Source organism: Bdellovibrio sp. MYbb2 (genome assembly GCF_056175685.1).
In genome coordinates this window covers 1,188,848-1,206,161 of sequence record NZ_JBJKJI010000001.1, presented here as the reverse complement: position 1 = coordinate 1,206,161, position 17,314 = coordinate 1,188,848, and the positions used below count along the sequence as shown (strand labels likewise).

The window sequence follows — 17,314 nt, the reverse complement described above, 5'->3', positions numbered from 1 at the left end:
TTCCATCCCGGGCTTTTTTGTTTTTTATCTTTTAGCTCTTCTTCAGATCTTCCAGATGCTTTTCAGCCAGTGTGCTTAGACGAACACCGACTTCCGCCAGCTGATCGCGGTTCACCTCGCTTGGGCAGTCAGACATCAAGTCTGTTGCCTTCGCAGTTTTCGGGAACGCAATCACTTCACGGATCGCATCTGTTTCACACAGAAGCATCACAAGACGGTCCATACCCCAGGCGATACCACCGTGCGGAGGAGTTCCGTATTTCAAAGCCTCCAGGAAGAAGCCGAACTTGTGTTGGGTTTCCTCTTCGCTCATGCCCAACAGACGGAACATCGCCTGCTGAATTTCGTTGCGATAGATACGGATACTTCCGCCACCCATTTCGTAACCGTTGCACACAAGGTCGTAGGCTTTCGCCAGCATCTTGCCGTAAGCAGCTTCATTGTTATTAACCAGATCCTGCGCGAACTCATCCTTTGGAGATGTGAACGGATGGTGACGAGCCACCCAGCGCTTTTCGTCCGGAGAGTACTCAAGCAATGGGAAGTCCACCACCCACAGGAATTTGTATTTGCTGTTGTCGATCAGATTCAACTCACGGCCCAGGTGCAAACGCAACGTGGACAATGCCGCACAAGCGGTGTCGTAATCATCCGCAACAACCAAAGCACAGTCACCGGCTTCACCGCCGCAGGCTTTGAACATTTCAGCCAGTTTTTCAGGGCTGAAGAATTTGGAAACAGAAGAAGACAGCGTGCCGTCCGCCTCTGATTTAATCCACACAAGACCTTTTGCGCCCGCGCGTTTCGCCATGTCAGTCAGTTTATCCAGCTGACCACGGGAATAGCTGCCGCCTTTCGGAGCTGCGATACCACGAACGATCCCGCCACGAGCCAGAACATCGTCAAAGACCTTGAAGCCTGAACCCGTCACGATGGATTTAAGATCCTTGATCTCAACCCCGAAACGCGTGTCCGGTTTATCGATACCGTATCTGTCCATCGCTTCCTGGTAAGTCATGCGCGGGATTGCGCCCACGTCGATGCCCTTGATCTCTTTCCAGATCGTGCGCAGAAGCTTTTCGTTCATCTCCATGATGTCTTCCTGATCGATGTAGGACATTTCCATATCGATCTGGGAGAATTCCGGCTGACGATCCGCACGCAAGTCTTCGTCACGGAAGCAGCGGGCGATCTGGAAGTATCTGTCGTAACCGGAGATCATCAAAAGCTGCTTCAACGTCTGCGGAGACTGAGGCAGCGCATAGAAATGGCCCGGATTCACACGGGATGGCACAAGATAGTCACGCGCGCCTTCCGGAGTGGACTTGTAAAGAATCGGAGTTTCAACTTCCAGGAAACCGTTGTCCGAAAGGAAACGACGAACCAGCTGGGCTACTTTATGACGAGTGATCAGATGGCTGGACAGACGCGAGCTGCGCAGATCCAGGTAACGGTATTTCAAACGCAGCATTTCGTTCACATTCGTGTCGCTGACCTGGAATGGCGGGACCGCGGATTCATTCAGAATCTCGCAGCGGATCGCTTCAATTTCAACTTCACCGGTTTTGATTTTCGCATTCTTCATGCCGTCTGGACGTGCACGAACCACACCCTCAACCGCCAGAACAAATTCACCGCGCAGATTTTTTGAGGAAGCGGTCTCGGCTTTATTTGGATCCAAAACAACCTGAACGATGCCTTCACGGTCGCGCAAATCGATGAATACCAAGCTGCCGTGGTCACGTCGCACATCGACCCAACCCATCAATACAACTTTTTGACCTGCCTGGGAAACGCCCAGACTTCCGCAATAATGTGTTCTTTTTAGCTCTTTAACAAACTTCATATGTCTACCTTGTTCGTGGGCCCCAGATTTACATATTGTGCCATTGCAGTCAAAAACCATATTCTTATACTCTTCATAACAGAACCTTAAGAGAGTCCCCCAGACCCAGCCATTCTGCTTCATTTACCAAGCATTTCCCCCTATAATTTCAAAACAGAAATAAGGAGATATCCGATGCCTAAGTTTACGATTGATCACTCTAGTAGCCATTCCGCGGAAGAAGCCTACAAGAAGATCAAAGAATTCCTCTCGAATGATCAGGATATTCGACGCTTTGACCCAAAAATTCAGTGCTCTTTTGATGACGGCACCAAGTGCGCCAACCTCAAGGGATCCCAGTTTAAAGCGGATATGACCGTGGCTACGGCTGGCGCAGGGAGCAAAGTCTCTGTCACCGTGGATCTGCCATTGATGCTGACCCCCTTCAAAGGTAAAGTCACCGAGACTCTGCAAAGGAAACTGGCTAAATACCTTGGCTAGTTGAGCTTATGGCGAAAACGAAAGCAAAAAGCCCCTCCACCCCTAAGACCAAGTCCCCGTCCAAGACGGCTTCTGCCAAGAAGCCCGCGGGCAAGGCTGCGTCTGGGAAAAACACAAAGCCCGCCCCCACTGAATCAAAAACAGTTGTGGCCGAGCTGGTGGAAGACGCTCACAGCGACGAGCTTCGCTCGCATGAAGAGGCCGAAAAAGCCTACGCCGTCCCAAGTGTCGAGGACGATCTTCCCGAGGTCGAGGAAGACACCAAGACTCTGGCTGTCGCCGACACCTCCAAGGCCATTACTTCCGCTGATCCTTTGGTGATGTATCTGAACGAGATCCGTCGCTACAAAGTTCTGACCCGCGAAGAAGAAATGGCTCTGGCAAAAAAATACTTTGAAAGCAAAGACCCTGAAGCGGCCCAGGCCCTGGTGAAAGCCAACCTGCGTTTCGTGGTGAAGGTCGCTGCTGAATATTCCAAATTCGGTTCAAAAATGATCGACTTGATCCAAGAGGGCAACGTCGGTCTGATGCACGCCGTGCGCGAGTTCAACCCGTACAAAGGCGCGCGCCTGATCACCTATGCGGTGTGGTGGATTCGCGGTTATATCCAGGAATTCCTGATGCGCCAGTATTCTTTGGTGCGCATCGGAACCACTCAGAACCAGCGCAAACTGTTCTATCAGCTGCAAAAAGAAAAAGAAGCACTGGATGCCATGGGCATTGAACCCAATATCGGATTGATCAGCAGCCGTCTGGGTATTCCCGAAGACGAAGTGCGCGACATGACCATGCGTATGTCCGGTCGCGATGTCAGTCTGGATCGTCCGGTGGACGATGATTCCGGCACCACTCTGGGGGATTTGCAGCGCGGCCCTTCCGACCAGCCACTGGATGAAGCCATGGCCCACAGTGAACAGCTGGAAATTCTGAAACAAAAGATTGAAGAAATCCGTCCGGAACTTTCTGAACGGGAAAAGATCATTCTGGATGAACGTATTCTGAATGACGATCCGCTGACCCTGCAGGAGATCGGCGAAAAGCACGGCATCACCCGCGAGGCCGTCCGTCAGATGGAGGCCCGCCTGATGAAAAAAATCAAAGCCAAGATGGAAGAAGACGCCTCAGAGTAGGCGTCTTTGTCTTTTAGTAGTTCAAGACACCGCGCCCACGCAAATTCAGTACGACGTCTTCCTGAGGAGTCAGCTCAATTTCCAGTTCCGCGCGATGCTGTCCCAAACGACGCGGTTCAAAGAACACACGAATACGGCACTGCTGACCTCTGAAAAGAATCTGAGGGCAGTTTTCAGCGTAATCAAAAGAATTGTCGCCGCTCATATCAAAATCATTAATGTACATGGGAAGTCCGCTGTTGTTGCGCAGATAGAATGTTGCCCGTTTATCCTGGAACAAACGTGTGCGCCCGAAATTGTAATAGTAATCCCGGTCCAGCGTTGTCGTGTCGTCCGTCACACTGATCACGTACACTTCATTGATATCGCTTTCGTTGAAATCCTCGTATGCCAAAACGGGTGAAGCGAGGAGTAGACCCAGAAAAAGACCTGTTAAGATTTTCATAAGCACCTCCTTAAAATCCATTTCATTCCCATCGCGATGATGGGGCAAAATGAATTTCTTCGATGGTGGGAATTTCATAGAAGGGCGCGTCTGCTGTCATTGCCCACAGGTCATCCCGCCCCGCTTGAACGGGCACTTTGCCCCGATTAATGAACCGTTGGAAGGGAAAATAAAAAAGGGACCTTCCGCTTTAAGGAAGGCCCCTTCTCGCTCGAAGACAAAAGGAGAACGGCTATCTGCTGTTTCTTCTGTCGGATCTATCTTGTTGAGGTCTTTGGGATGTTTGAGAACCTCTCTCGGAAGAACGCTCTCTCTCCAAACGGCTGCTTTCTTCTCTTTGAGATCTGTCTTTGTTCAAATCACCCTGTTGTGGCCTGTTTGTTCTTTCTGTTCCCACGGTTTCCTCCTTGTGGTTTTCATAAGCATTCATGCTTATAAAGAACCCTTAAGCAAAGACCCTGCCACTTTGTGATATGCCCGATAACAAAAAACTCCCGGGATTTCTCTCCGGGAGTTTCAAATTTTTTCTTATTCTCGTTTGCTGACTATCAGGCGATTTCGAGTTCGCCGGCGCCGATGGTTGCTGCCAGTTTCGCACGCAGACGGGCGACGGCTTGAGCATGCAATTGGGACACGCGGGATTCTGTCACGCGCAGAACCTGACCGATCTCTTTCAAGTTCAGATCTTCGTAATAATACAAAGACAGAACCAGGCGCTGACGCTCTGGCAATTCTTCAATCGCCTGCGCTACAACTTCTTTGATGTTTTTGACATTCAATTGATTGAACGGGCTGTTGGTGCGGGAACCTTCAAGGATATCCATGATGGATTTCTTGTCGGTATTGCTGAAGCTTGTCGCCTGATCGATTGGCAACAAACTGACCGGGCGAACCTGATTCACCAGATCGTGGAATTCATCAATATTTACATTCAGTGCCTTAGCCACTTCTTCGTCGGAGGGAGTACGACCAAGATCAGCTTCCAGTTGCACCATGGTTTTATCCAAAAGCTTGGCTTTATCACGGATAGAGCGGGGAACCCAGTCCTGTGCACGAAGTTCATCCAGGATTGCTCCACGGATGCGGAATTCAGCATAGGTTTTGAATTTATTGTCACGAGTGGAGTCGTACTTTTCAATCGCATCCATCAAACCGATGACACCTGCTGAAATAAGGTCATCCAGCTCGATATTGGAGGGAAGTCGTACCGCAATCTTCTGAGCGATGAACTTAATCAACGGAGCGTACTCTCTGATAAGATCATCTTTTTGCGTCGGAGCGAGCTTGCGTGGCTCTTCCTTGTACTTCTTCAACAATGCCGCATTTTTCCCCATATTTTCCCTCTTGAAGTCTATGTTATCAAACAGGTCCATGCCCTAAAAGTCCAATTCTCACATAACTGTGGAGTTGGACCTAAGCGCTCCCCACGACCTGATCCCAGAACATCTGCATGCCACCCGTGCTCTCGATTTGTTTGGAGGATTTCTCCACCTGATTACAAATTTGACGAATCGCCTTGGAAGATTCAGCACTGATATCGTGTCTCACAATGAGACGTTGCATTTGGTTTGCTTTTCGCAAAACCACATCATTGGGAACTGAGCCCCAATAATCCAGACCAATGTAGAGGAACTTGTTCACCACATCGTTGAAGCGCTGGTAAAGACCCAGACCTTCCTGTTCATCTCGCACTTGATTGCAAATAATAGAGAAGTGATTCACCTTGTACTGCTTGTGCAGAACCTTGATCAGCGCATAAGCATCCGCAAAACTTGCCGGATCCGGAGTGATCACCACAGATACCGTCTGAGCCGCCGAGTTCAGGAACAAAACGTTTTCAGCAATCCCCGGGGCGGTATCAATCAGCAGATAGTCAAAACCCAGAGGCAAAGCACTGACGGCTTCCACCATGGCTCTTCTTTCGAAATGATTCAGATGATTGAATTCAACCACCCCACTGCCACCTGGAATCAGAAAGACGTCCTTGGACACTTCCATCAGGATGTCGCGCATTTCCTTGCGACCGGCGATAATGTCATGCATGTTTCCGGAAGGACGAACACCGAACAAAATGTCCACGTTCGCCATCCCCAGGTCCCCGTCCAGGATCAGCACTTTCTTCCCTTTTTGAGCCAAAGACAAAGCCAGGTTCGCCACCAGAGTGGTCTTCCCCACCCCGCCTTTGCCGGAAGTGATGCTGATCGTGCGTGTGCGCTGCATATCAAAAGCGTTCATATTTCTCATACAGCTTCAGAGTCCTGTTGTTTAAGTTTCGTGATTCTGAAAATCAGATCCAAAAGACGCTCTTTGGTTGCGAACTCGAAGTCCTCTGGCACGCGCGGACCGATACCGAAGGAATGCAATGGCACATCAAAGCGTTTCATAAAGTTGTAAATAGTCCCGTGCTGGGTGGATTCATCCAAAGACGTGAAGATCACATCTTTATAACCCAGAACAGAATATCTGCGGCCCAGCTCAGTCGCATCGCTGTCTTTGGCGTTGGTTGACAACGTCAGATGAATATTTGGATTCAATGCCGCCGGAGGAAGTAGGCTTTTCAGCATATGAATCTCGTCGTTGCTTTTCAGGCTCAGGCCCGTGTAATCCACAAGCACACAATCCACATTCGCCAGATAGCGCATCAGATTCGTCCAGTCATTCTGGGTGCGAATCACCGAGAATGGCACATTCAGAATCTGCGCATAGATCTTCATCTGATCAGCCGCGCCCACTTTGAAAGTGTCTGTTGTGAACAGAGCAATCTTTTTGCCTTCACGAACCACCATCTGGCTGGCCATTTTGATCAAAGCAGAAGTCTTGCCGCTGCCCGCTGGGCCCACAAAGCAGTGGATCTTCCCTTGAGTCGGATTCTGGGCAATCTTGGTGTTATCCAAAACATGGCGGGCCACATAGGCTTCAACCAAAGATTTATTTTTCAATTTCAAAGCCGGAAGAGTCTCCTGAGCTGTAGTCAGGATCTCTGCCGCGATTTCCGGAGCCATGCCCGCTTTCGTCAGCTTTTCAAAAACGAAACTCAGGTCATAGTTGATGCCATAGTCTGCACCCGGGTGAGAACCCGTGAACGTCTGAGGCATCTGCTGGAACTGAGTGATCACCTGTTTCAGGCTGGCGATTTCATTTTTCAATGCAATCACTTCCGGGCTTTCCGCTGCAACCACCGGTCTTGCCACTGGTGCCGCTTTTACTGGCGCCGGAGCTGGGGCAGCCGCCTTGCGTGGAGCCGAGTTACCACTGCGGGAGAAAATTTCATCCTGCTCCTGGAAGGCATTCAAAGCTCTTTGAGCGGCGTTGCGAACCCGTGTTTCGGATTCATCTTCAATGTCGATATAACGACGCTGAGTGATCGGAGTTGGTGCCGTGTTCTTTTGCACATGCTTTTCCACCATTTTGTGGATCAGCTCTTTCTGCTGGCGGGCTGTGCTGTTCTGGAAACGGGCACGATCCTGCTCGCGCAGGCGAGATTCAGCAAACTTCTTTTTCTGCAGGGTTTCCTCAGAGACTGCTGCGGTGATTTCCACGCTGCCTTCCCCGACAAGACCGAAGCTCTTGTTGTTGTCACGAGCCGACAGAATGATGGCATCAGGACCCAGCTGGGTCTTGACCATCTCGAGGGCTTCTTTCATGGTACGCGCTTCAAATTTCTTAACCTGCATGGCTCATCTCCACGAGTGCAACCGATTTCACATCCGCATCCGAAGACAACTCATTGTGTGAAAGCACCACAAGCTGCGGGATAAAACGGGAAGTTAACTTATACAAATGACGGCGCGATGTCGGGCTGGTCAGCAGGATCGGCTGACCGGCCACTTCCGGATGGTGTTCCACCGTCCGCGCGATTTCGTTGATCAGACGATGGGCCGTCGTCGGATCCATAACCAGCTGAACCCCCTGCTCTGTCTGCAACAGGGAGTTGGCAATCAGCTCTTCAATGTGCGGGTGCAATGTCATCACCGGGATATTGCCCATATCCGTGGTGTACTTCGCAGTGATACCGCGAGCCAGACCACGACGAACCTGTTCAGTCAGAACCTCGATGTCCTTAGTGCGAGGCGCATCGTCGGCCAAAGTTTCAAAGATTGTCAGAAGATCACGGATGGAAACCTGTTCTTTCAACAGGTTCTGCAACACGCGAACCACAGATCCCAGTGGCAGAAGATCCGGCACCAGCTCTTCAACCACTTTCGGATGAGACTTCTTGAAGTTCTCAATAAGAGTGGAAGCTTCCTGACGACCCAGAAGTTCATGCGCATGAGTACGGATAATCTCGGTAAGGTGAGTGGCCATAACCGTCGGCAGATCCACCACGGTGTAACCGGCAACTTCAGCGTCTTCTTTACGCACAGGCGAAATCCACAAAGCATCCAGGCCAAACGCCGGTTCTTTGGTTGGAATCCCCTCGATACGCTCGGCCACATTGCCCGGATCCATTGCCAGAAGTGCTTCCGGACGAAGGGTGCCACCACCCACGCGGTTGCCCTTGATCATCAGGCGGTATTCGCCCGGGGCCAACTGCAGGTTGTCGCGGATGTGGATACTTGGAACCACAATCCCCAGATCCAAAGCAAACTGCTTGCGGATACTGACGATACGCTCCAGCAGGTCACCGCTGTGATCGGACTCAACAATATTGATAAGGCCATAACCCACTTCCAGCTCGACCATGTCCAGCGGAAGCATCGTTTCGATATTTTCTTTTTTCGGAGCAGTCAGCGCCGCTTCGGATTGTTTCTTGGCGACTTCAGCCTGTTCGGCGCGGGCTTTTTTGATAACCCAGGAAGTTCCGCACAACAAACCACCCATCAGCAGGAACGGCAATGTCGGCAGCCCCGGCACCAGACCCATAAGAACCAGAACCGCGCCAGAAATCATCACGGCACGAGGCTTCACAAACAACTGACCTGTGACCTCTTCACCAACGTCTTTGTCAGAGTTGGAAGTACGAGTCACGATGATACCGGCCGCGGTGGAGATCACAAGCGCCGGAATCTGGGACAACAGACCATCACCGATAGTCAGCATGGTGTAGTATTTGGCAGCCGTTCCGACATCCAGACCTTTTTGGATCACACCAATACCCAAACCACCGATCACGTTGATCAGGGTGATGATGATACCGGCAATGGCATCACCACGGACGAACTTGGAGGCACCATCCATCGCTCCATAGAAGTCCGCTTCACCTTCCACCTGCTTACGGCGTTTGCGCGCTTCGGCTTCGGTGATGTGACCGGAGTTCAACTCTGCATCGATGGACATCTGTTTACCAGGCATTGCATCCAAGGTGAATCGGGCTGCAACTTCCGCCACGCGCCCGGAACCCTTGGTGATAACCATGAAGTTGATGATCATCAGAATCAGGAACATCACAAAACCGATGACGTAGTTACCACCAACCACAAAGTTGGCGAAAGACGCGATCACGTGACCTGCCGCCTGTTCACCTTCGTGACCGTGGGTCAGGATCAAACGGGTGGTCGCCACGTTCAGGGCCAGACGGAACAAAGTCGTCATCAGAAGCAATGACGGGAAGGATGTGAAATCCAGAGCGCGATCGGTATAGATACTTACCAGCAGGATCAGGATGCTGATCGCCAACGAGAAAGTCAGTGCCAGATCCAGCATCATCGGCGGAAGCGGGATGATCATCACGGCCAATACGGCAAGCAAGCCCACGGCAATGAACAAGTCCGTGTTCTTGGTGATCTTGTCAAATCGTTTTAAGAACTGAAACAACTGATCCATTATCTTTTCTTCCTACGCAAACGGTAAACGTATGAAAGCACTTCAGCCACAGCCACGAAGAGCTCCCGGGGAATAACCTGTCCAATTTTCAAAGTCTTGAAGATCGTGCGCGCCAGTGGTTTGTTTTCCACGATCGGCACATTGTTTTCGCGCGCGATTTCCTTGATCTTTTCCGCCACGTGATCCGCACCCATCGCCACGATTTGCGGTGCCGGCAGATTGTCCGAATACTTCAGAACCACTGCAATGTGGGTCGGATTGGTGATGACGACGTCCGCCTTCGGAATCTCGGACATCATGCGCTTGCTCGCCATTTCGCGCTGAATGCGGCGAATGCGCGACTTGATCATCGGATCACCCTCGCGCTGCTTGTGTTCTTCCTTGACCTCTTGCTTGGTCATCATCATTTTCTTTTCAAGATCAAATCGCTGATAGAAATAGTCAGCACCGGCAATCACCAGCATCACGGCACCGACACCACCCAGAAGCTTCACCACGATCACACCAATGTAGGCGATGATCTGATCGATGGAATAAGTCAGCATGTATGGCACCTGCGTGACTTCACTGCGCAGCAGGAAGTAAAGCACCATGGCCACGGCACCCATTTTCAAAATGGACTTCAAAGCTTCGACCAGGGCACGCATGCTGAAAACACGCTTGAAGCCCTCAACCGGATTTACTTTTTCAAAATTAGGGGAAACAGCGTCTTCGACCTGCAGGAAGCCGATTTGCACAATTGAAGAGGCGGCGCCGATGATACCGGCAAACAAAAGAACCGGTGCAATCAGGATCATGGCTTTCACACCGCAGTACTGGGCCGCTTCGGTAAAGTTACCTTCACGCACCATTTTCACCATGTCGTCGCCGAAAGAGTGCTGGAAAACCTCGTACATTTCCTTGAAGAAAAAACGGCCCAAAGCATACACGCCACCAGCCGCCGCAAGTAACATTACTGCGGACGCCAGCTCCTTTGTATGTGCAACGTTCCCTCGTTTGCGAAACTCTTCCCGTCTCGCGTCCGTTGCTTCTTCGGACTTTTCGCCGTTATCTTCAGCCATCTCGTTCCTTCCTAGAACTTAAAAGCCTTACCCTATAAGTGTTTCATCACATCAAACAGTTTGCTAGCTGTGATTTCAACAACCCCATTCATTTCCATAATCAAAAGCGGAAGGCAGATAAACACCACTGCCATACCCAGCATGATCGTCACCGGCATACTTGTTACCAGGACGTTGATCTGGGGGACCGCTCTTCCCAGAATACCCATTGCCAGATTGGCAATCAGGATCGCCACCAGTACCGGGGCACACATCTTGATCGCCATTACAAATGCAACTTGTCCGAATACGGCGATTTCCGCAAACGGACCAAAATTCAAAGCCAAAGAACTGACCGGCACAAGCTCATAGCTTTGCGCGATCGCACTGATCAGCATGTGATGGCCATTGATGGCCAAAAACACCAAAGTCGCCATGGCAGAATAGAACTGCTCGATCACCCCACCCTGGGAACCCATCATCGGGTTATAAAGCTGAGCCGCGCTCAGACCCACGCTCATGGAAACCAGGTCCCCTGTCATACTGACCACAAAGAAGAACAACCGGGTTAAAAAACCAAGAGCCAATCCGACAATCAATTCTCGGACTGCCAAGCCAATGATTTCATTGGAAATTACGAGATAGTCGACGTTGCCGACTTTGACCACCGGGTAAAGCACCATACTCAATACCAGAGAAAGCAGGATCTTAACCGGCGTATTCACCAACGGAGAGCCAAAAACCGCGGAAGAGATCACATACGCCAGCATGCGCAGCAGAACCAGCGCAAACAGCAGAATCTGAGCCTCGGTCATCGCACTCCAGTTCAGCACTATTCCCTCACCATCACGGCAATATTTTCAAAAAGATTCACAGTGTAAGAGCTCATTACGTCCATCATCCATGGCCCGGCCAGAACGAACACCGCCGCCACCACAATCATCTTTGGAATGAAGGTCAACGTCGCCTCATTGATCTGAGTCAGAGCCTGGAAGATACTGACTGCCAAACCCACGACCAGCGTGCTGATCAAAAGTGGCGCCGCCAGCATGGCTGTCGTGCGAAGAGCGTCTTGTCCCAGTCTGATTACCAATTCATCTGTCATTATTCACCTCACCCGAAACTCTTGACCATGGAACCGATGAGCAAACCCCATCCATCCACCAGGACAAAAAGCATGATCTTAAAGGGCAACGAAATCACAACTGGAGGAAGCATCATCATACCCATCGCCATCAAAACGCTGGCAGCGACGATGTCGATCACCAGGAATGGCAGGAAGATGATAAAGCCGATCTGGAAGGCCGTTTTCAATTCGGACACCACAAAGGCCGGAACCAGAACCATTGTCGGAACATCGGCACGGGTTTTTGGTTTTTCAACTTTGGAAAGTTTAATGAACAATGCCAGATCCGAATCACGGGTCTGATTGAACATGAACTTGCGCAAAGGCGCGAAAGTTCTTTCAATCGCCTGATCCTGGGAAATCGTGCCAGCCATATATGGCTGGATGCCGTTGGTGTTCATTTCGTTGAACGCCGGCTGCATCACGAAGAAAGTCAAAAACAAAGCCAGTCCGACCAGAAGCTGATTCGGTGGCATCTGCTGCACACCCATCGCCTGACGCAGGAAGGACAGCACAATAATAATACGGGTGAAACCGGTCATCATGATCAGGATCGCCGGTGCCAAAGTCAGCACCGTCATAACCATGATCAACTTCACCGCGTTCACAACCTCATTTGGGTTGTCGGTTGTCTTGAAACCCAGGTTCATTGTTGGCAATGTCACTTGGGCAAACGCACTGGAACCGAAGAAGAATACCAGAGGCAAAAGAAGCAGACTCCAAAGAGCCCATTTATTTCTGATCACTGAAAAGACCTCATGCCTTTAAGACGTTTGGAAACGATATCCTTGATTCCACTGATCGCAAATTCCTCGTCCAGATCCAGATCCTTGGCGCTGCGTTTGCGCGAAGGCGGAGTTTCCTCTTCAGCCGCCGTGTCGTCGAAGTCCACATTTTTGGAATTGGACTGACCCAGAACTTTGCCGAAGCTTTGTGGCGCTTCTTCAGGCACTTCGTCATCCAGAAGGGACAGGGACTTGATCATGGAGATATTATGATCCGTCACACCGATCAGGATGGACTCGCCCGCCACGCGCACGATTGCCAGACTTTTCTTCGGACCCAGGTAGTGCTGCTGCAAAACCTTGATCTGCGTCTGATGTTTCATCGCTTTGGGAACTTTATACTTGCGCAGGAAGAAGAACGCGCCCGTACCCACAACACCCAGCATGGACAGGGTGAAAAGAATACGGAAAAGTCCGCCGCCTTCAGAGGCCGCTTTCTTGTTGGATTCCAGATTCAGAAGAATCTCGGATTCTTTGCGGTTGTCATTTTTAGTGACATCCTTTGACTCTGTCTTTGGCAGATCATTTGGCTCTGCTGTCGCGGCCGCGGAAAGCTCCTGGGATTCAGACGCTGCCGCCGTTGGCGTGGACGCCTGCTCCGCATGGGCAGAAACTGAAACTACAAAGATCAAAGAAAGCAACCAACGCATCTTCATACCTCTTATCTGAGCTGCTCTACGCGCTCAGCAGGTGAAATAATATCCGTCAAACGCACGCCGAACTTTTCGTTCACCACCACGGCTTCGCCGCGGGCGATCAACTTGTCATTCACGTAAACTTCCATCGGCTCACCCGCCAGCTTGCTCAGCTCGATCACGGAACCCTGAGTCAGGTTCAGCAGTTCGTTCACCGGCATTTTGGTACGGCCCAATTCCACTGACACTTTCAAAGGGATGTCGAGGATCAGGCTCAGGTTTCTGTCTTTATGTGTTGGCATCTCGCTGGAAGCTTTTCTTCCGCTGGATTCAGCCATACCGGCAGCTTCCGCCACCAGCTGATCCGCCAGATTATCCAATGTATCGTCGCTCATTCATCCCCCTACTTTTCCACCGGTCTGGTCACTTGCACAGCCACGGTTCCATGATGTATTCCGTAATAACCTTTAAACTTTCTGACACCTTCGACCGCCACGTCGAATTCACCCGAAGCATCCTGATCCAGCGGAATCACATCGCCGACTTTCAGGTTCATGAGATCTTTCAGCTTGATCTCGGTTTCGCCCAGGTTCACTTTGATCTCCATGTCTGTTTCCAGAAGCTGTTCCTGGATGATCGCAGTCCAAAGCTTTTTGTCTGTCTGATCGGTTTCAACCTGGAAACCGGTCTGCAGTTTTTGTTTGATCGGCTCGATGGTCGCGTAAGGAATCACGATAGAGATCGTGCCCGTCGCGTTTTCAAGCTCCACGTCAAACGTGGAGGCAATAACCACGTCCGTCGGAGGCACGATACCCACGAACTGCGGGTTCACCTCGGTACGAACAAAAGAACAGCCGATCTTTTCAATGGAGGCCCACGCCATTTCCATATCGTTGATCGCCAGACCCACCACCTTTTGGACAATGGAAAGCTCAATTGGGGTGAAGTCCTTGCCGTCGATTTTTGTATAAGGACGGTCAGCACCGCCAAAGAAACTGTCAACCAGTGCGTAAGCCAGCTTGCTTTCGATCACGAACAGTGCGGAACCACGCAGGTTTCCGAAACGCAGCACCGACATGCACGTCGGCATTGGCAATGTATTGATGAACTCCCCGAATTTCAGGAATTCAGTGGAAGTCAGTGTGATGGAAGCGATTTTACGCAAAGCAGATGACAAAGAAACGCGGAAGGCACGCATGAATTTCTCGTAGATAACTTCCAGTTGAGGAAGGCGGCCACGAATAATACGGTCCTGGCTGGTAAGGTCATAAGAAACGATCTTGCGCTCGTCGACTTTACCGACGTTCTGCGCTTCGGGCTTGGACGCCTCTGGCGAGCCCACGTCCCCGTCAGAGACCGCGGCTAACAGAGCATCCACTTCACTTTGTGAAAGAACCTGATTCATAGTCCTGCCTTAGTTATAAATAAACTCGGTGAAGAACACGTTGGAAATCTTTCCCTGAACCAGGAAAGAGTTGATGGTGTCCTTGATTTCACTGCGAAGACTGTCTTTGCCTTCCCTGGAGGAAACATCCTCATAGGTCTTGCTGGATAGAATAATAATAATGATGTCGCGGATCTGGGCTTTGCGCTTTTCCAGCTCTTCCATGACGTGGCTGCCGGTCACTTCCAGCTCCATGTTCACTTTTGCGACTTTACGGCCTTTAGAGCCCGCCAGATTCACAATAAAGGTTTCCAGAGGAACGACTTTACCGATGACCTCTTTTTCTTCAGTGGCCTCTTTGTGCTGAGCTTCTGCTTCGCCTTTGATCACTTGTTCAATTTTAGGTTCTGCCGCCTCTTTTTTGCGATTGGAATAGAGCATGAATCCAACACCTGCAACGACGAGCATATTAACGACCGCCAAGGCAATAAGTAGAATAGGCTTTTGTCCAGATCCCCCGCTCGGAGCTGACGATACATCCGATGCTGCCGCTTTTTCTTCAGCCACTTCATCCTCCATGATGAATGACCACATAGTGGTCCTATCAAGATTGAAAGCAACACGGATGCCAACAGGACCTTCGCCGAGGGCCAGTGACTGCGGGACAACATATTTGAATTGGGGCAATTTTTGCCCCTGTGGTGAATGTTTGCCGGGTAGTAATTCTATGACAGGCGCCAAAGTTTTGGCGCGAAAATTTGACTATTTCGCCAAACAGGCGCCCCATAAAGGTAGCAACTATGACTAAGGAGGTTCTTATGAACAAGGATATCTTCCAAGGCAAAATCAAGGAAATATCGGGCGAGCTTCGCAAAAAATGGGGAGCCCTGACCGATGATGACATTCAAAAAACCAAAGGCAACATGGAAGCCTTAAGCGGATTGGTTCAGCAGAAAATCGGACTTTCCAAAGAAGAAGCGTCAAAACAAGTTTCTGAGTTCATGACCAAAATGGACAGAAAGTTCGAAGGCAAAGCCGAATCAGCTTCCGACAAGGTGAATTCAAAAATCGACGACATCAAAAACAAGCTGTCTCACTAAGCCCCCGACTGTGGTCGAGGGAAGGAGAAGTTATGGACAAGCAGGTATTTGAAAACAAATTTGGCGATTTCTCTAACGCCTTGAAACAGAAGTTCGCCGGGCTGAACCTGACCGACGAAGAAATAAAAAAAGCGATGAAAAATCCCGATGAACTGATCACCCTGGTTTCTGCAAAAACAGGAATCTCCAGAGAAGAAGCTGATAAGCGTGTGCATCAGGCCATGAGCACCGTGGGCATTGATGACACTCAAGTCAAAGGCTTCATGGAAAAGTGGGGCGACAAGGTCGGTGATAAGATAGCTGAAATCAAAAACAAATTCAGCCATTGACGAATAAAAAAGGGAGGCACCACCTCCCTTTTTTATTTATCTGACTTTCAGCTTTCCAGTGCGTTGATTCATTGTGCTGTTGAGCACCACTCGCAACACGAAAGATTCCAAATGATGTCTGAGTTCACTTGAATCCGGAGTGACTTTGTAAACGGAAAAATAGGTGACCATTTCCTTGAACTTGGGCTGTCGATACGTGGCCTTGTTAGACGCCAGAGCCCATAGCTGTTTTGGTGCAGCTCTATTCAGGGTTTGGTTCATCTCTACTTTAAGACGACTTGCTTTACCGAAATACAAAAGCTTTTTGGAGGAATCATAAAGAGCATACAGACCAGAGTCATTGGGAACGCTCTTGGCGCTTGCTAAGGGCGCCAGCTCAAACAAGGGGTCAATGTGTTCATTCCCGAAGTATTTTTCCAGATACTTTTTAAGTGTCTTTTCACTAACGGCACTTTTTCCGTTGAGATAGTTTGCAAGACCCGAGGATTTAATAATGAGCTTCACGCTCCAGGCGCGCTTGTGAAATTGGTTTAGCACCCCTTAGGTAATCTGAAATGCCCTCCAGGCCTCTCTCTTCGGTAAAAAATAGCCGATTGTTTACACCCCCCGTTAATAAAAACTGTGGCTCCCCCATCACGGGGACTTGAAATGCCCGCCAGTCTGGTGGTATCTAGTGGATCACTTTTAAGGAGATACCCATGGCTCGTCTGATCTTTTCTGTCCTATCCATGATCCTGGCTTCTGGCGCGGCTCACGCTGACATCACTTTGAACAAGGTTATTGATGGCTCTGTTGCTTATTGTGATTCTTCCCGTGGCACCCCGGAAGCAAAAGCCAAAGTTGTTCAGTTGTCCCTGATCAACGCTTCTTCCAGCGATGAAGAACAACAAACCACCCTCCGCGTGGCTATGGTGAAATGCCAAAACTCCCAGTGGGTTCTTGATTCTGCTCCGACTCGTGAATCCTATGTTGCACCTAACGGCGCCAACGTTGAAATCACTTACAGCAACTATGAAATGCTTCTGGTGAACAAGCATTCTGAAGTTCTGCTGCAGACCGACCTTGAACACTTGAATCAAGGTGGCGTACAGGAGCAATCCGTGTCCTTCTTTAAAACCAGAGAAGTACCTCAGGACGTTGACGTTCTGATCCGCACCCGTAAGCACGTGAAAGCTGACAACGGTGTTGAATACTCTGAAACTGTGACCTTCGGTTCTTTCCGTATCCGTTTGAATTAAACGGCTTTTGAGC

19 protein-coding genes and 1 pseudogene are annotated in these 17,314 nt (G+C 50.1%); 5 read left to right on the top strand and 15 right to left on the bottom strand.

Going from position 1 to position 17,314, the window contains the following annotated elements:
* Positions 1-31: 31 nt before the first annotated feature.
* Positions 32-1,846 carry an aspartate--tRNA ligase gene (aspS, locus tag AC04MQ_RS05955; protein ID WP_475391496.1) on the bottom strand — a complete coding sequence of 605 codons (1,815 nt, stop codon included), beginning with the start codon at positions 1,844-1,846 and terminating at the stop codon, positions 32-34.
* Positions 1,847-2,020: 174 nt separating this feature from the next.
* Here aspS and AC04MQ_RS05950 point away from each other — a divergent pair, with 174 nt between their 5' ends.
* Positions 2,021-2,326, top strand: a complete 306-nt coding sequence (locus AC04MQ_RS05950; RefSeq protein ID WP_015092324.1) for a polyhydroxyalkanoic acid system family protein — start codon at positions 2,021-2,023, stop codon at positions 2,324-2,326.
* Positions 2,327-2,334: 8 nt separating this feature from the next.
* Positions 2,335-3,456, top strand: a complete 1,122-nt coding sequence (locus tag AC04MQ_RS05945) for a sigma-70 family RNA polymerase sigma factor (RefSeq protein WP_015092325.1) — start codon at positions 2,335-2,337, stop codon at positions 3,454-3,456.
* Between the two features lie 13 nt (positions 3,457-3,469).
* Here AC04MQ_RS05945 and AC04MQ_RS05940 read toward each other — a convergent pair whose 3' ends face one another.
* From AC04MQ_RS05940 to AC04MQ_RS05880, 13 genes and pseudogenes are all read right to left on the bottom strand, one after another.
* Positions 3,470-3,901 carry an Ig-like domain-containing protein gene (locus AC04MQ_RS05940; RefSeq protein ID WP_475391493.1) on the bottom strand — a complete coding sequence of 144 codons (432 nt, stop codon included), beginning with the start codon at positions 3,899-3,901 and terminating at the stop codon, positions 3,470-3,472.
* 548 nt (positions 3,902-4,449) lie between these two features.
* Positions 4,450-5,235 carry a FliA/WhiG family RNA polymerase sigma factor gene (locus tag AC04MQ_RS05935; RefSeq protein ID WP_041577976.1) on the bottom strand — a complete coding sequence of 262 codons (786 nt, stop codon included), beginning with the start codon at positions 5,233-5,235 and terminating at the stop codon, positions 4,450-4,452.
* Positions 5,236-5,314: 79 nt separating this feature from the next.
* Positions 5,315-6,145 (bottom strand): MinD/ParA family protein, encoded by an 831-nt coding sequence (locus AC04MQ_RS05930; RefSeq protein ID WP_051026329.1) that lies wholly within the window; start codon positions 6,143-6,145, stop codon positions 5,315-5,317.
* The gene (gene flhF, locus AC04MQ_RS05925) at positions 6,142-7,575 is read right to left on the bottom strand and encodes a flagellar biosynthesis protein FlhF (RefSeq protein WP_475391491.1); all 1,434 of its coding nucleotides are present in this window, start codon (positions 7,573-7,575) and stop codon (positions 6,142-6,144) included. Before flhF ends, AC04MQ_RS05930 begins: the two co-directional genes overlap by 4 nt.
* A complete protein-coding gene (gene flhA / locus AC04MQ_RS05920) occupies positions 7,565-9,664 on the bottom strand; it encodes a flagellar biosynthesis protein FlhA (protein WP_015092330.1) in 2,100 nt (699 codons plus the stop codon). Before flhA ends, flhF begins: the two co-directional genes overlap by 11 nt.
* Complete coding sequence (gene flhB, locus AC04MQ_RS05915; protein ID WP_041577977.1) at positions 9,664-10,725, bottom strand: flagellar biosynthesis protein FlhB; 1,062 nt, start codon at positions 10,723-10,725, stop codon at positions 9,664-9,666. The genes flhA and flhB overlap by 1 nt, the downstream gene beginning before the upstream one ends.
* A gap of 32 nt (positions 10,726-10,757) precedes the next feature.
* Positions 10,758-11,537, bottom strand: coding sequence for a flagellar biosynthetic protein FliR (gene fliR / locus AC04MQ_RS05910; RefSeq protein ID WP_015092332.1), 780 nt, complete (start codon positions 11,535-11,537; stop codon positions 10,758-10,760).
* A complete protein-coding gene (fliQ, locus tag AC04MQ_RS05905; RefSeq protein WP_011165670.1) occupies positions 11,537-11,809 on the bottom strand; it encodes a flagellar biosynthesis protein FliQ in 273 nt (90 codons plus the stop codon). The genes fliR and fliQ overlap by 1 nt, the downstream gene beginning before the upstream one ends.
* Positions 11,810-11,817: 8 nt before the next feature.
* A complete protein-coding gene (fliP, locus tag AC04MQ_RS05900; RefSeq protein WP_011165671.1) occupies positions 11,818-12,576 on the bottom strand; it encodes a flagellar type III secretion system pore protein FliP in 759 nt (252 codons plus the stop codon).
* Entirely contained in the window at positions 12,573-13,271 is a 699-nt protein-coding gene (locus AC04MQ_RS05895) for a FliO/MopB family protein (protein ID WP_015092333.1), read from the bottom strand. The genes fliP and AC04MQ_RS05895 overlap by 4 nt, the downstream gene beginning before the upstream one ends.
* A gap of 5 nt (positions 13,272-13,276) precedes the next feature.
* Positions 13,277-13,528 (bottom strand): annotated as a pseudogene (fliN, locus tag AC04MQ_RS05890) (flagellar motor switch protein FliN); the annotation flags it as partial.
* A gap of 125 nt (positions 13,529-13,653) precedes the next feature.
* Positions 13,654-14,655: a flagellar motor switch protein FliM gene (fliM, locus tag AC04MQ_RS05885; protein WP_015092335.1), complete on the bottom strand. Its 1,002-nt coding sequence runs from the start codon at positions 14,653-14,655 to the stop codon at positions 13,654-13,656.
* A 9-nt stretch (positions 14,656-14,664) separates the two neighbouring features.
* Positions 14,665-15,228, bottom strand: a complete 564-nt coding sequence (locus AC04MQ_RS05880) for a flagellar basal body-associated FliL family protein (RefSeq protein ID WP_232469051.1) — start codon at positions 15,226-15,228, stop codon at positions 14,665-14,667.
* Between the two features lie 224 nt (positions 15,229-15,452).
* On the opposite strand from AC04MQ_RS05880, the gene AC04MQ_RS05875 reads away from it, so the two are divergent.
* Together AC04MQ_RS05875 and AC04MQ_RS05870 are read left to right on the top strand one after the other, a co-directional pair.
* Complete coding sequence (locus AC04MQ_RS05875; RefSeq protein WP_475391486.1) at positions 15,453-15,734, top strand: CsbD family protein; 282 nt, start codon at positions 15,453-15,455, stop codon at positions 15,732-15,734.
* Between the two features lie 32 nt (positions 15,735-15,766).
* Positions 15,767-16,063 (top strand): hypothetical protein, encoded by a 297-nt coding sequence (locus AC04MQ_RS05870; protein WP_015092338.1) that lies wholly within the window; start codon positions 15,767-15,769, stop codon positions 16,061-16,063.
* A gap of 36 nt (positions 16,064-16,099) precedes the next feature.
* Here the strand turns inward: AC04MQ_RS05870 and AC04MQ_RS05865 are convergent, their stop codons facing one another.
* Positions 16,100-16,567, bottom strand: a complete 468-nt coding sequence (locus tag AC04MQ_RS05865) for a hypothetical protein (RefSeq protein ID WP_015092339.1) — start codon at positions 16,565-16,567, stop codon at positions 16,100-16,102.
* A 194-nt stretch (positions 16,568-16,761) separates the two neighbouring features.
* Between AC04MQ_RS05865 and AC04MQ_RS05860 the strand changes: the two genes are divergently transcribed.
* Complete coding sequence (locus AC04MQ_RS05860) at positions 16,762-17,301, top strand: hypothetical protein (protein ID WP_015092340.1); 540 nt, start codon at positions 16,762-16,764, stop codon at positions 17,299-17,301.
* Positions 17,302-17,314: the final 13 nt, after the last annotated feature.

Bases quoted from the DNA above. Each gene is read 5' to 3' on its own strand.
- aspS (WP_475391496.1), bottom strand. From the start codon at position 1,846: ATGAAGTTTGTTAAAGAGCTAAAAAGAACACATTATTGCGGAAGTCTG.
- AC04MQ_RS05950 (WP_015092324.1), top strand. From the start codon at position 2,021: ATGCCTAAGTTTACGATTGATCACTCTAGTAGCCATTCCGCGGAAGAA.
- AC04MQ_RS05945 (WP_015092325.1), top strand. From the start codon at position 2,335: ATGGCGAAAACGAAAGCAAAAAGCCCCTCCACCCCTAAGACCAAGTCC.
- AC04MQ_RS05940 (WP_475391493.1), bottom strand. From the start codon at position 3,901: ATGAAAATCTTAACAGGTCTTTTTCTGGGTCTACTCCTCGCTTCACCC.
- AC04MQ_RS05935 (WP_041577976.1), bottom strand. From the start codon at position 5,235: ATGGGGAAAAATGCGGCATTGTTGAAGAAGTACAAGGAAGAGCCACGC.
- AC04MQ_RS05930 (WP_051026329.1), bottom strand. From the start codon at position 6,145: ATGAGAAATATGAACGCTTTTGATATGCAGCGCACACGCACGATCAGC.
- flhF (WP_475391491.1), bottom strand. From the start codon at position 7,575: ATGCAGGTTAAGAAATTTGAAGCGCGTACCATGAAAGAAGCCCTCGAG.
- flhA (WP_015092330.1), bottom strand. From the start codon at position 9,664: ATGGATCAGTTGTTTCAGTTCTTAAAACGATTTGACAAGATCACCAAG.
- flhB (WP_041577977.1), bottom strand. From the start codon at position 10,725: ATGGCTGAAGATAACGGCGAAAAGTCCGAAGAAGCAACGGACGCGAGA.
- fliQ (WP_011165670.1), bottom strand. From the start codon at position 11,809: ATGACAGATGAATTGGTAATCAGACTGGGACAAGACGCTCTTCGCACG.
- AC04MQ_RS05895 (WP_015092333.1), bottom strand. From the start codon at position 13,271: ATGAAGATGCGTTGGTTGCTTTCTTTGATCTTTGTAGTTTCAGTTTCT.
- fliM (WP_015092335.1), bottom strand. From the start codon at position 14,655: ATGAATCAGGTTCTTTCACAAAGTGAAGTGGATGCTCTGTTAGCCGCG.
- AC04MQ_RS05880 (WP_232469051.1), bottom strand. From the start codon at position 15,228: ATGTGGTCATTCATCATGGAGGATGAAGTGGCTGAAGAAAAAGCGGCA.
- AC04MQ_RS05875 (WP_475391486.1), top strand. From the start codon at position 15,453: ATGAACAAGGATATCTTCCAAGGCAAAATCAAGGAAATATCGGGCGAG.
- AC04MQ_RS05870 (WP_015092338.1), top strand. From the start codon at position 15,767: ATGGACAAGCAGGTATTTGAAAACAAATTTGGCGATTTCTCTAACGCC.
- AC04MQ_RS05860 (WP_015092340.1), top strand. From the start codon at position 16,762: ATGGCTCGTCTGATCTTTTCTGTCCTATCCATGATCCTGGCTTCTGGC.